Origin of the sequence: Legionella sp. PC1000 (genome assembly GCF_014109805.1) — a bacterium.
Classification (GTDB): Bacteria; Pseudomonadota; Gammaproteobacteria; order Legionellales; family Legionellaceae; genus Legionella; species Legionella resiliens.
In genome coordinates, this window is sequence record NZ_CP059400.1 from 1,866,244 (window position 1) to 1,879,489 (window position 13,246).

Genomic DNA, 13,246 nt, shown 5'->3' on the forward strand with positions numbered 1-13,246 from the left:
GCATCCTACTAGGGCTATGCAATTTTCTAATAATTTATCTATCAATGATTTGAAAATTGGAATAATCTACTGCTAATTATGTGCACATGACGAAAGCACCTTGATTTTAAAAGGAAATTAAAATGTCTAACTATGATCTCAACTATCGACCTGATATTGATGGTTTGCGAGCAATTGCTGTTTTATCAGTAGTTGGGTTCCATGTCTTTCCAACTTTGATAAAAGGCGGCTTTATCGGTGTTGATATTTTTTTTGTGATCTCGGGCTTTTTAATTTCCAGCATTATTCTTAATAATTTAACTAATGATAATTTTAACATCTTTAGATTTTATAGTCGTCGTATCAAGAGAATTTTCCCAGCACTTCTAATTACATTGTTAGTTTGTTTAATAGTAGGGTGGTTTATTTTATTCCCGCATGAATTTGCACAGCTAGGTAAGCACGTTTTGAGCGGTGCGGGTTTTTTTTCAAATTTTACTTTTTGGTCTGAAGCGGGTTATTTTGATAATTTGGCTGAAACAAAGCCTTTACTCCATCTTTGGTCTCTAGGGATTGAAGAACAATATTATATTATTTGGCCATTATTATTATATCTTATCTGGAAAAAGCCCCGGATTATTCCATTTGTTCTGTTGATTATTTTTATAGTTTCCTTAACCTTAAATATTAGCGTGGTGCACCGCGACTTAGTCGCCGCTTTCTACTCACCCCAAACTCGTTTCTGGGAGTTAGTAGCAGGGTCTCTTTTAGCCTATTTTATCTTTAAAAAACAAGTCTCAACCGCTGTTCCGGCCGCTAGGTCTTGCGAACAAGACACAGAACATAGCTTAGCCAGAGGCACTGTCAACAAGCCAGCTGCATTGTATAAGAATCGCTTAACATCAGGAAAAACTCTCTTCCAGAGCGCGAGTTATATAAACAAAAAATATTATATTTTACAACATGTTAGCTCGTTAATGGGTTTTATCTTACTCGGTATCAGCCTTTTATTTATTAACAAAACCAAAATTTTTCCGGGCTGGTGGGCAATCTTACCCAATATCGGAACCTTGTTGATTATTTTAGCTGGACCTAGAGCCTGGTTTAACAAAGTTATCTTATCCAATCGTATTTTGATTTGGATCGGATTAATCAGTTTCCCATTATATTTATGGCATTGGCCCATCCTTTCTTTCGCATTCATTCTGAAAGGGGATCATATAGGAATAAAAGCAGGATTAATGATTATTTTAATCTCGATTATGTTCGCCTGGGGAACCTACTCTTTTGTTGAGAAACCAATACGCTTAAATCAAAAAAATTTTATTGTGTATTTATTGATCTTGATTATGTTGGTGATTGCTTTAATGGGATTTTATTGTAATAGTAAGGAGGGTTTTTTAAATAGACCCTTCTGGAAAAATTTTAATGAAGTAAACGCCCAGTTTGTAGGTCCTGCCTGGCAATACACACAAAATGATACTTGCTTAAACCGCTATCCTTTTGATGAAGCAAAAGATTATCGATGGTGGTTTTGTATGACCAATAAAAACAAGAAACCAACCGTTATTTTGCTTGGGAATAGTTTTGCAAACCAGCTATATCCTGGGTTATTAAATAGTAAGCTATTCTCGAATGAGACCATACTTTCTATTGGCACGTGCGATGCGGCCAAAGTTGACAAAACTAAGTCAGTTGATATTTCCGATCCAGCTTTTCCTTGTGCGGGGGAGAGACCCATACACCAAGAAAAGTTTATAAATAATATTATTAAACAAAACGTTGGCTCCCTAAAATATGCAATAATTGCAGGTCTATTTGCCTCACCGTCAGAGGATTACATTTCTCGCTTGAAAAGAAAAATAGATTTTCTAGAAAAGAATCATATAAAAGTTATTATCTTTTTACCTCATCTTCTTTTTAATAAAGATGTCAAAAGCTGTATTAGACCATTTAGCAGATCTACTGGATGTATTTCCGATTTGAAAGAAAGGAACTCTCTTACTCAATTGAGTCAATCAGTAATTAAAGCAATATCAAAAACCAATCCAAATGTTGTTTTTTTTGATCCGAATGATTTATTTTGTGATAGCAAAAAATGCTCAATGACAGATACAAACGGTCTTCCATTCTATCGTGATCAATTGCATCTTTCTGAGTACGGAAGTATAAAGTTGATCGATTTGTTTGAAAAACAGTCAGAAAAAAATCTTTCGAAAACGATAATAACTCAGGCATAAGTAAGTATAGCAGGAAAATGCCTAAGCCGTCGGTGTAGGTCGGGCCTTGGCTCGACAATTTTTTTAAAATTGATTTGATAATCATAGAAAAAATCTGAATGTGGTTTTTATATATTGGTATTTTCGTTAGAAGGCCAGTAGAACCTTATAAGAAAGGCAGAAGAATCACTATGGAAAAAATTATTGTTCAAAATAATCTACATCAAGCCGACCTAGGGAAAACGGAATTGCTGCTATAATTATTATATTGAATTCATGGAGGAGAGAAAAACATGTTTACCGCCCATATCACACCCCTTATTTCATTAATTGCTGGAATTCTAATACTGCTTATACCTCGATTATTAAATTATATTGTTGCTATTTATCTGATTATTGCTGGCATAATAGGCTTAGGATTTTTGCATTAAGAAAAGAAATTCATTCATAACTGCCCGATAATAAGTCATCGTTGAGTTTAATAACTGATTCGGGGGCTAATGTGGTTTACTCGCTTAAGAGGCATTAGCACCTCTTCGGTAAGTGCATTTTAATAAATCAGAATAATGTCATGCAGTAAGATAGTAGCCATCAACCATAAGATCTTTTAGGCGGAGATTAAGCGAAAAGGTATTTTATATAACTCCAGGAGCTTCTTGAGGGCATCCCGCTCCGCCTATTTCAATACTCCGCTAACCAGAAAAACTTCCGTCGCCATTCGATGTAAAAATTCGAATATAGTAGCATTTAATTTCTTTCCAAGTTTTGCAGGAAAAATCTTTTCGACATCCAATGCAGCTGTCAAACGCTATTCCGCCTACACACATTTTAAATTCAAAGTTCAATAGCAATATTGTCAAGGATAATGCTACCCAGAAAAAATACAAATGTGTATTTGGAAATTTTTATTTTAAATTGTTTACCGAAGAAGGGAAAAGAACTCTTCCTAAAATTAATATTGAGCGTTAGCTGTTAAGCTTTACCAATAAAAATATGGTTTCTCTGCGTGAGTTTTGTCGGGCCAATGCCCGACCTACAACGGCTTCGTTTAATTTTGTAACGAGCAATAGGAGAAATATTTATAAAAAAAAGATTAATGGAGCAAGTTTTTGCTGCAAATCCGGATAAAATACTGTACAATATGTGACAAATTTTTAACCATTAAATTTTATAAGAGTGCTATGACTGATTTAAACCTTTACAGAAATATTGGTATCTTCGCCCACGTAGATGCCGGAAAAACCACCACTACCGAACGAATTCTTAAACTCACTGGTAGAATCCACAAAATAGGTGAAGTTCACGATGGTGAATCAACAACTGATTTCATGGAACAGGAAGCGGAGCGCGGTATTACCATTCAGTCAGCAGCAGTAAGCTGTTTCTGGAAAGGTCATCGCTTCAACGTTATCGATACCCCAGGACACGTCGACTTCACTGTAGAGGTATATCGTTCACTGAAAGTACTCGATGGCGGCATCGGGGTATTCTGTGGTTCTGGCGGTGTAGAACCTCAATCAGAAACAAACTGGCGTTATGCGAACAACTCAAAAGTATCTCGTTTGATTTTTGTAAACAAACTAGACCGTATCGGTGCGAACTTCTTGAAAGTTACTGAACAAATTAAAAAAGTATTGGGTGCAAATCCTTTAATTATGACTTTACCCATTGGCTTTGAAGACAGCTTCGTAGGTGTTGTCGATGTATTAACCCGTAAAGCGTATGTTTGGGACGAGTCTGGCCAGCCAGAAAATTACAAAATTACTGACGTACCAGCCGATATGGTTGACGACGTTGAAATGTATCGCGGGCAATTAATTGAAACCGCACTTGAAATGGATGATGAGTTGCTGATGGCTTATTTAGAAGGAGAGGAGCCTTCAATAGAAGACATTAAGCGTTGTATTCGTAAAGGTACGCTCGAACTAGCTTTCTTCCCAACTTATTGTGGTTCGGCCTTTAAGAACAAAGGGATGCAGCTATTATTGGATGCAGTGGTTGACTATTTGCCTGCTCCCCATGAAGTGAATCCACAACCTTTGACCAACGCTGAAGGTGAGCCAAATGGTCAATTCGCTATTGTTTCTCCTGATGAGCCATTTCGTGCCTTGGCATTTAAAATTATGGATGACCGTTTTGGTGCTTTAACCTTCGTGCGTATCTATTCAGGAAAACTGAATAAAGGGGATACTATCCTTAACTCCTTTACCGGTAAAACGGAACGTGTCGGCCGTATGGTTGAGATGCAGGCGAATGAGCGCAATGAATTACAAAGTGCTGAAGCAGGCGACATCATCGCGATTGTGGGCATGAAAAACGTTCGAACTGGCCACACTCTTTGTGATCCTAATCATGAGTGTACACTTGAAGCGATGGTTTTCCCTGAGCCCGTTATCTCGATTGCAGTGACGCCAAAAGATAAAGGCGCCACCGAAAAAATGTCAATTGCTATAGGTAAGATGGTTGCAGAAGATCCAACGTTTAGAGTGGAAACTGATCAAGATTCAGGTGAAACCATTCTTCGTGGCATGGGTGAATTACATCTTGATATTAAAGTGGATATTCTAAAGCGTACTTACGATGTTGAGTTAATAGTAGGCCAACCACAGGTTGCCTATCGCGAAACCATCACCAAATCGATTCAGGACAGCTATACCCACAAGAAACAATCAGGTGGTGCTGGTCAATACGGTAAAATTGACTATACTATTTCTCCAGGCGAACCAAATACTGGATTCACTTTCATCACCTCCGTGGTGGGTGGGAACGTTCCTAAAGAATTCTTCCCGGCAATTGAGAAAGGGTTCCGTTCAATGATGGATTCAGGTACGTTGGCAGGGTTCCCCGTATTGGATGTTGTAGTTAATCTCACCGATGGTGCTTATCATGCCGTTGATTCCTCGGCAATCGCATTTGAAATTGCTGCGAAAAGTGCTTTCCGTCAATCCATACCCAAAGCTGCCCCCCAATTGCTTGAACCAATCATGAAGGTTGACGTTTACAGTACGGAAGAGGATGTAGGTAATGTGATTGGTGACTTGAACCGTCGTCGTGGCATGATCTCGGGCCAGGAACCCAGTGCAGCTGGTGTTCGCATTAAGGCTGATGTTCCTCTTTCAGAAATGTTTGGTTACATCAGTACCTTGCGTACCCTTACCTCGGGTCGTGGTCAATTCTCAATGGAATTCTCGCACTATGCTGCTTGTCCAAACAATGTAGCTGAAGCAGTAATTGCCAAAGAAAAGGAAAAGAAAGCCGCTGCTATGGCGTAAGATAGTTAATAACTTTTAAAAAGCTCTGTCGGTTTGTTCTGATAGGGCTTTTAAAAGTTCAAATAAATCAGGTATGGAATTTAAAAGAAAGTTTCTAACTTATTGTAAACTTTTCCTTAGCCTGTCATTTATTACGCGATATTTACGTAGATTCCCCAAAATAATTGATTAAAAGTAATGAAAGGGGGCTCGTTGTACCTTACACTATTCAGAAATTTATACTTTGAAGCCTGCCAGGATCATAAGCATTCGGATAAGAAAGGCAATGATTCCTAAACCAACAACACTTGCTCCCCATAGAAAAATTAACCACCCAACACGATATAGCCATGATGTTTTATTTCCCATATTAATGATATCCCTCTCCAACTTTCACTTTACCGCGGAATACATAATAGGACCACATGGTATAAAAAAGAATGCATGGAATTACCAGTAGAGCACCAACCAGGGTAAATCCCAAACTTTGACTGGGTGCTGCAATTCCTCTAAAAGTTAGAGAGGGGGGAATAATATTCGGCCATATACTGATAGCAAGTCCTATATATCCCATAAAAATAATAAAAAGAGTAAGAATAAATGGAGAAAGATGGGGGATTTTTTGCAAAGCCCGAAGCATTATTCCTCCGGCAGCCAATGCTAAAAGAGGAAAAGGCGCAAGAAGAAAAATATTAGGAAAAGTAAACCATCGTTGAAAGATATTGTTGTGGGTAAGGGGTGTAATAATACTCACGAGCACAATCATAAAGAGAAGCGTGATTAATGTGGGTTTTGCCAGTTTTGTTACCTTTCTTTGTAGCTCTCCTTCAGTTTTCATAATTAACCAACTGCATCCTAAAAGTGCATAAGTGATGAGAAGACCAAGGCCAGTAAATAAACTAAAGGGAGTCAGCCAGTCTAATGCATTACCAACATAGACCAACCCATTGAGTTTGATCCCATTAATAAATGCTCCAAGTGTTACCCCTTGGAAAAAAGTTGCTATGTAGGATCCTCCAATAAACGCTTTATCCCAAAATGGTTTATGGTTCTCGCTTGCTTTAAAACGAAATTCAAAAGCTACTCCTCGCCAAATCAATCCACATAACATGAAAATTAATGGAATATAGAGGGCTGTTAATATCACTGAATATGCTAAAGGAAAAGCAGCCAATAATCCCGCGCCACATAAAACGAGCCAGGTCTCATTCCCGTCCCAAACGGGCGCAACGCTGTTGATCATCACATCGCGTTCCTCAGGATTTTTTATAAGGGGAAACAAGATGCCTATTCCTAGATCAAAACCATCCATAAAAACATACATCATTAATCCAAAGCCAATAATTAAATACCAAATGAGAGGTAAATCGATGCCCATTAGAATTTCTCCTTACTCAGATGTAATTTAGGGAGCAACATCGTTAGGTGCTGCAGAAAAAGGACGCGCAGGACTATGTATTCCTTTCGTATCTGCTTCTATATCTGATTCATGATCTTTGGGACCTTGTGCAATCAATTTTAATAAATAAATGATTCCTGTTCCAAAAACGAAAAAATAGATAATTATGAAAATAGCGAGACTTATGGAAAGTGTGAGTGCGGAATGATTGGATACTGCATCTTTGGTTCGCATGATTCCATAAATGATCCAAGGTTGCCTTCCAATTTCTGTGGTATACCAACCAGCAAGAATTGCTAAAACACCTGTAGGTCCCATCAGAGTGGAAAAAAACAAAAAAGGACGTGATTGGAATAATTTATCACGCCAGCGCAGCCATAAACTGATTATTCCTAATAACAGCATTAATAGTCCCAAACCAACCATGATTCTAAAAGTCCAAAATATAATAGTAGAATTAGGGCGATCCTCTGGAGCAAAATCTTTTAAGCCAGGAACCTGGCCATTCCATGTATGAGTTAAGATGAGGCTGCCTAGGTGAGGAATTTCCAGGGCATAGTTCGTGTTTTCCTCTGTCATATCGGGTAGTCCAAAAAGGATCAAGGGAACGCTTTCCCCTGGTTTATTTTCCCAATGTCCCTCCATTGCTGCTATTTTAGCGGGTTGGTACTTAAGTGTATTTAATCCATGCTGGTCGCCAAGGAAAATTTGTAATGGTGCCGCCGCTAGAATCATCCACATTGCCATGGAGAACATGATTTTAATTGGGCGTATCGTATTTCCGCGTAATAAATGCCAGGCTGCAGAGGCTCCAACAAATAAAGCTGTTGCCAGAAATGCCGCGGTTACCATATGGAGTAAGCGATAGATAAATGATGGATTAAAAATAACCTGAAGCCAATCTATGGGCACAACATGATTATTTTCAATGATAAACCCTTGAGGAGTTTGCATCCAACTATTGGATGCTAATATCCATGTTGCAGAAATTAATGTTCCTAAAGCAACCATCATAGTGGAAAAAAAGTGAAGCTGGGGCCCCACTTTGTGCCAACCAAAAAGCATGACTCCAAGAAAACCTGCTTCAAGGAAAAATGCAGTTAATACTTCATACATGAGTAAAGGCCCAGTCACACCCCCTGCAAATGAAGAAAAACTACCCCAGTTTGTTCCAAACTGATAGGCCATAACGATTCCAGATACCACACCCATAGCAAAATTTACAGCGAATAATTTGCTCCAGAAATGATAAAGATCACGATAAACACGCTCTTTTCTATAAAGCCATAAACCTTCAAGAACAACGAGATAGCTCGCTAAACCTATAGTAATTGCGGGAAAAATAATATGAAAGGAAATAGTAAATCCAAATTGAATTCTGGCAAGTTCTAAGGCATGTAATTGAAACATATCTCTCCTCTCCTAAAAAACAATGGGTTGCTACAAGTGGTTTATTTAGAAAATCTGTTGGCAACTATACTGATTTTTTAATTCGGATCAAATTAAGCTTTCCTAAAGGTTATAGGCGCATTAGGAGAATGTTATTTTCCAGTTCGATTTGGTGCTTCCTGAAGCAATACCTAATCTATATCTAACTTGTATAAGTTGGTAAACAATATATTAGCAGTTATATTTTTTTAAGTGTATAGCTATGTGTTTTAAATAATTGGAAGACTCCAAATATAAGAGTCACTCTATTTCGTGAAAACTATTGAAAATAGAAGATCTCTCCTTATATAAAACATGCCATGACGCGGTCCCATTATTGAGAATAGGGCGTTATTGGACCTGAATTAAGAATTAATTTTCCTATAAAAAATTTAGAATAATAATGCTAATAAGAGCAATAATATGGGCACTAATATATATCCAATAGCAAACCACATCATTTGAACCCTTGAGTGTATTTGAATGAGCAGCTTATGTTTTATTAAAGAATTATTAGTGCATCTGGCGGGTCGAGGGTAAAAGGTGTTGAAACTTTAATGGGATTCATTTTAAAGCAGATACCTATACCTTTGAAAAATCAAGTACTTCTTTTGTCCTGAAACACACCATGATATACTGCATAATTCTACCCTTCGCCTATAGGGAGGTAGTGCGATGGAACACGAACAACAAGTGGGTGAAAAGCTTCTACCTGTTTTTGAAACTCCTCCATTTCCGAGAACATCATCTGAATTCATCACGGTACTGGCGCATTATCATCGCGCCGAGATCGGTCGGATGGCTGGATGGCGGGATCGGATCGACCGGACGAGTAACTGGGCAATTACTGCTGTAGCCGCAATGCTTTCGCTGTCTCTGTCGACGCCCTCCGCGCATCATGGAGTACTGCTGTTTGCGATGCTTCTTGTTCTTCTACTTCTCCTCATAGAGTCGAGGCGATATCGTTTTTTTGACGTCTACAGAGGACGTGTGCGTCTGATAGAACGGTTTTATTTTGCCCCTATGTTTACGGCAGCCAGAGTAACTGATGATCATTGGGCTCAAGTTCTTGGCCAAGACCTGCGTGAGCCGCGTTTTCTTATGAGCTTCAGCGCGGCAATGTCGCGGAGGCTACGTAGAAACTATGTATGGATGTTCCTCATCCTGCTGATGGCATGGATCTTGAAAGTTTCTTCCACCCGGCTGCAAATCAGTGGTGTTCCTCGGGGAGTAGCAATGTCTTGGGGTAATATTGTGGAAAATGCAGCATTAGGTCCGGTTCCTGGGTGGGCCATTTTAATCGGGGTTGCCTTGTTTTTTATATGGATCGCCTATGCTTGCCTCCATTCACCCGAATATACTGGCGAATTATCATATGGCAATGTGCATGTATGATTATTTTCTATTACTAGATATATCTATATAGAAGGAGCTAACTATGTAAAACAAAATAATGTGAGCTACTTTTTTCCGCAAATCATCCAGAGTCTCCTCTTGATCTTTAATTAACTACTTTAGCCATTCGTATTAATTTATTGATCTTAATTTCCAAGGAACTACATTCTGTAACAAGTAAGCTAAGCATTAAAGATAAAAGATTTTCACCCTTTTGAGGCATTACATCCGGAACTGCTACTAAATGGGGCTTACGATCCAAGTATGAGAGATTTTCTTTTAACTTTATCATTGCGTTACTTAAAAAAATAAAGTACTCCTTATCCTTTTCATTGAGTCTAACCCCTTCATAAAGAATCAACGCAATTATTGATGCATAGTAACGGAAAATATGCCGGAAAGATTGTAAAATATCAGCCGCAACCTGGGTAAATCCAGAATCCTTGCCGATCTCAACCTGTGCTTCACTAATTAGTGTTTGAAAATGAGGAATCAGTGTTAGGATGTTGGATTCGCACCGGGTTAACCGTTTGGCTAAGTCTGTTGAATCATCTATGTTTGCAATGTACGTAGATAAAGCGGCATATTCTGCCAGAAATTCCTCCATTTCTAAAATGAGCATCTTTGTTGCTCGGTTTGGGAAAAAAAATCGTAGGGTAAAGAAGCCTATTAATATACCAATAATTACATTTGTAGGGCGTATAAACACATATGAAAAATTATTATAATTAATGAGACAAATAGCTAAGGTTACGCAACCCAAGATTCCAATATAACTTTTTTTAGTCCCTAAAAATAAATAGGTATATAGAAAAATTCCTATTATAAGTCCAATAAGATTCATAAGATAATTATTATGAAAAAGAAAAATAATAATAAGACTATATAAGGCACTACTAATCGTTGCGAACGCTCGCATTGAACAGCGAGTCAAAGAAGCGCCAATAGTATGTTGCTCAAACAAAATAATGAATAAAGAGATATAAACCCAAGTTGGCTCAACCAGAGTGAAATATGTTGTAACGATAAAACTAATAATTGCACCAATGGCCATACGTGCAGCCATTATTGTTTTTTGGCTTGTCATTTCTATAGAAAAATTAGATTTGAATAATGACATAACACGTCGCTCCAATAGGCAGAGGATAATGTTTGGAGTCATAATCAGTGATTTTAATCTGTACAGGGAAACGCTGAGGCAAGAGTACCCAATTATTCGTATCATTGGTTACAGTTTGGAGCTGAGTCTTGGGGTTTGTAATTTGCCGATTAGCAGCCCAAGCGCCAGATACCACTGTTCCATGGTATAGTTTTGTGCCAAAGTACATTCGTGGAATAATGTAGACTTTATTGCCAGTCTTTACCATACGCAAATCCAGCTCAGTAAAATTGGCTTGAATGTAAAGGCTTTCAGTATCAACAAAAGAAAATATAGGTTTATTAATTTCAATAGGTGTTCCCAAAGATAAATACATGTTTTGAATGCGGCCATTACTTTGGGCATAAACAGTTGTTTGTTCTAAATTAACTTTGGCATAACGCATTTTATAAATTAACGCTTTGATTTTGTGGTGCAGGCTCTGAATATTTTTTTCAACCATGCTAATCTGCTGTGTTTGCATGTTTACTTTGGCCAAACTACCAAGATTTTCATATTGCAAATCTTTGACATTAATTTCAGAAATTGCTCCTGATTTTAAAACTGCTTTATTGCGAAAATAATTTAAGTGAATTCTATTGTATTCTTGTGTGTATTGTATGAGTAATTGTTTCTCTTTTTGTAGCTGGTATTGTAAGCTTTGAAGCTCCGCTTTCGCAGTATGCACTTCCTCAATTAGCCTACCGTAAGTGAGCTTATAAGGCTCTTGGAAAACAGTAAATAAAGGTTGTCCTTTCTGGACATATTGTTCATTTTTAACATATAAATCAGTAATATACCCACTGACAATAGCAGCTACAGGGCGAACATTAGCGACGACAAAAGCATTATTAGTAAATGGAATTAAAAAAGAGAAAAAATAATATAAAACTGCGAATAAGACTAAGAAAAGCAAAACTGTATAAGGTTTTAACTTTCGAAGCTTTTGTGTTACCATTTTTCAATATTAGTCATGTTATTTATGGATCCGTTTAATTGCGCAGCCTGGCAACGCTAATTACTTTAGTCATGACAAGTGTGCTAGTAGCATGTATGCCAAGCGCAAAAAATTCACGACTCACGCCAATTTATATCCCTACATATCTGCAAGACTCAAGCAATGATGCATTAAATGGGCTTCCTTATCAAGCATGGTGGGAAGATTTTAGAGATCCTCTTCTTAATCAGTTTGTTGATAAAGCACTTCTTTACAATAATAATGTTACAGTAGCGAAGCAATCAATTCGTGTTGCACAGGCTGAGCTGCAAACGATTCGCTTAAATTGGCTTCCTGGTCTGAATCTTTTAATGGGTTTCGCCCAAAATCCTGCTTTAGGAAATCCTGGAGTGTTTTATGGTGTTCTTCCCAGCTATTACCAAAATTTTGTTGCGCTTTATTTTCAGCAAAAAAAAGCAGAATTTATCTTGGAGCGTTCTAAGGCATATTATCTTGGTGTTCGATTGGCTGTTATTGGAGAAGTAATCAGTAGCTATTTTTCTCTACTCGCTTGGAATCACCAATTAACTCTTCTGAAGCAAATTGAACAAGACAATAAAGAGCTTTTAGCATCATTAGAAATAGCAAGAAAACAAGGATTAGCGAATAAACTACAATTGTTAGCCTTAACAAGCCAATTACAAAGTATTATGGGACAGCAAAAGCAAGTACAAAACAATATCGTCGCAAGCGAAAATGCGCTACGTTATTTAATTAATCAGCCACCAGGAGAAATAAAATCAAATAAATCATTTATTAACATACCAAGTAAAGCAGTACCACTAAATAAAATTAATACTCAAGTTATTCTACGTCGTCCCGATGTAATGGTTGCTTTAACATCTCTTCTTGCGGCGTGCAGTGGAGTCAATATAGCAGAATCACAATTATTCCCAGCCGTAACCCTGGATTATTTTTGGGGAAGGGCGAGTTTGAACGGGACATTTAATAGTCCAACACATTCAGCATCATATGGCGATATATATGCAACATTTAACTTATCCCCCTCTCTATTTGGACAAATTATCACCAGTGAGGCGATTTTTAATAGGAGTTTGGCAGAGTATAATAATGTCATCCAAAATGCATTACGTCTGATCGCAAACAGTATCGCTGCCAATCAAAAGCTTATGGCTAAATACCAGGAAGACGCTCTCTCTTTAGCATCATTAAAGAAAAAATATCAATTGCAACAGGAACTCTATCGCAAAGGTCTTATTAGTCATAACGACTTATTATACAGCAGTATAGATATTAGCCAAAAAGACTATGAACTGACCGTAAGCAAATTAGAACAGTTAATTAGTGTTATCAGTCTTTATGAAGAGTTAGCAGCAGGCATACTTTATCAGAAACAATTCTAATGGAAATTCAAAGACCTAAAATTTTTTGTAGAATCGTGGCCATGAGTTTCCTTTAATCAGTTTTTCTGTTTGTAAA

10 protein-coding genes are annotated in these 13,246 nt (G+C 37.6%); 5 read left to right on the top strand and 5 right to left on the bottom strand.

Annotation, left to right across the window (positions count from 1 at the left end):
- Positions 1-122: 122 nt before the first annotated feature.
- The 3 genes from FOLKNPGA_RS08160 (at position 123) to fusA (ending at position 5,470) form a co-directional block, all read left to right on the top strand.
- A complete protein-coding gene (locus FOLKNPGA_RS08160) occupies positions 123-2,219 on the top strand; it encodes an acyltransferase family protein (RefSeq protein ID WP_182352565.1) in 2,097 nt (698 codons plus the stop codon).
- Positions 2,220-2,491: 272 nt separating this feature from the next.
- Entirely contained in the window at positions 2,492-2,629 is a 138-nt protein-coding gene (locus FOLKNPGA_RS08165) for a DUF3096 domain-containing protein (protein WP_182352566.1), read from the top strand.
- 750 nt (positions 2,630-3,379) lie between these two features.
- Entirely contained in the window at positions 3,380-5,470 is a 2,091-nt protein-coding gene (gene fusA / locus FOLKNPGA_RS08170; protein WP_182352567.1) for an elongation factor G, read from the top strand.
- A 216-nt stretch (positions 5,471-5,686) separates the two neighbouring features.
- On the opposite strand, the gene FOLKNPGA_RS19200 is transcribed toward fusA, so the two are convergent.
- Genes FOLKNPGA_RS19200 through FOLKNPGA_RS08185 form a run of 3 tightly spaced genes read right to left on the bottom strand, consistent with a single transcriptional unit; the run spans position 5,687 to position 8,258 of the window.
- Positions 5,687-5,818 (bottom strand): DUF2474 domain-containing protein, encoded by a 132-nt coding sequence (locus FOLKNPGA_RS19200; RefSeq protein WP_182352568.1) that lies wholly within the window; start codon positions 5,816-5,818, stop codon positions 5,687-5,689.
- Between the two features lies 1 nt (position 5,819).
- Entirely contained in the window at positions 5,820-6,827 is a 1,008-nt protein-coding gene (gene cydB / locus FOLKNPGA_RS08180) for a cytochrome d ubiquinol oxidase subunit II (protein WP_182352569.1), read from the bottom strand.
- A gap of 27 nt (positions 6,828-6,854) precedes the next feature.
- The gene (locus FOLKNPGA_RS08185) at positions 6,855-8,258 is read right to left on the bottom strand and encodes a cytochrome ubiquinol oxidase subunit I (RefSeq protein WP_182352570.1); all 1,404 of its coding nucleotides are present in this window, start codon (positions 8,256-8,258) and stop codon (positions 6,855-6,857) included.
- Positions 8,259-8,951: 693 nt separating this feature from the next.
- Between FOLKNPGA_RS08185 and FOLKNPGA_RS08190 the strand changes: the two genes are divergently transcribed.
- The gene (locus tag FOLKNPGA_RS08190) at positions 8,952-9,671 is read left to right on the top strand and encodes a DUF2270 domain-containing protein (protein ID WP_182352571.1); all 720 of its coding nucleotides are present in this window, start codon (positions 8,952-8,954) and stop codon (positions 9,669-9,671) included.
- Positions 9,672-9,777: 106 nt separating this feature from the next.
- On the opposite strand, the gene FOLKNPGA_RS08195 is transcribed toward FOLKNPGA_RS08190, so the two are convergent.
- Together FOLKNPGA_RS08195 and FOLKNPGA_RS08200 are read right to left on the bottom strand one after the other, a co-directional pair.
- The gene (locus tag FOLKNPGA_RS08195; RefSeq protein WP_182352572.1) at positions 9,778-10,791 is read right to left on the bottom strand and encodes an FUSC family protein; all 1,014 of its coding nucleotides are present in this window, start codon (positions 10,789-10,791) and stop codon (positions 9,778-9,780) included.
- Positions 10,772-11,767 carry an HlyD family secretion protein gene (locus tag FOLKNPGA_RS08200; RefSeq protein WP_182352573.1) on the bottom strand — a complete coding sequence of 332 codons (996 nt, stop codon included), beginning with the start codon at positions 11,765-11,767 and terminating at the stop codon, positions 10,772-10,774. The genes FOLKNPGA_RS08195 and FOLKNPGA_RS08200 overlap by 20 nt, the downstream gene beginning before the upstream one ends.
- Positions 11,768-11,862: 95 nt before the next feature.
- Here FOLKNPGA_RS08200 and FOLKNPGA_RS08205 point away from each other — a divergent pair, with 95 nt between their 5' ends.
- Positions 11,863-13,170, top strand: a complete 1,308-nt coding sequence (locus FOLKNPGA_RS08205; RefSeq protein WP_232890902.1) for a TolC family protein — start codon at positions 11,863-11,865, stop codon at positions 13,168-13,170.
- Positions 13,171-13,246 lie beyond the last annotated feature (76 nt).

Excerpts from the sequence above, each read along its gene's own strand:
- FOLKNPGA_RS08185 (WP_182352570.1), bottom strand. The coding sequence starts at position 8,258 with ATGTTTCAATTACATGCCTTAGAACTTGCCAGAATTCAATTTGGATTT.
- FOLKNPGA_RS08190 (WP_182352571.1), top strand. The coding sequence starts at position 8,952 with ATGGAACACGAACAACAAGTGGGTGAAAAGCTTCTACCTGTTTTTGAA.
- FOLKNPGA_RS08160 (WP_182352565.1), top strand. The coding sequence starts at position 123 with ATGTCTAACTATGATCTCAACTATCGACCTGATATTGATGGTTTGCGA.
- FOLKNPGA_RS19200 (WP_182352568.1), bottom strand. The coding sequence starts at position 5,818 with ATGGGAAATAAAACATCATGGCTATATCGTGTTGGGTGGTTAATTTTT.
- FOLKNPGA_RS08200 (WP_182352573.1), bottom strand. The coding sequence starts at position 11,767 with ATGGTAACACAAAAGCTTCGAAAGTTAAAACCTTATACAGTTTTGCTT.
- cydB (WP_182352569.1), bottom strand. The coding sequence starts at position 6,827 with ATGGGCATCGATTTACCTCTCATTTGGTATTTAATTATTGGCTTTGGA.
- FOLKNPGA_RS08165 (WP_182352566.1), top strand. The coding sequence starts at position 2,492 with ATGTTTACCGCCCATATCACACCCCTTATTTCATTAATTGCTGGAATT.
- FOLKNPGA_RS08195 (WP_182352572.1), bottom strand. The coding sequence starts at position 10,791 with ATGTCATTATTCAAATCTAATTTTTCTATAGAAATGACAAGCCAAAAA.
- fusA (WP_182352567.1), top strand. The coding sequence starts at position 3,380 with ATGACTGATTTAAACCTTTACAGAAATATTGGTATCTTCGCCCACGTA.
- FOLKNPGA_RS08205 (WP_232890902.1), top strand. The coding sequence starts at position 11,863 with ATGCCAAGCGCAAAAAATTCACGACTCACGCCAATTTATATCCCTACA.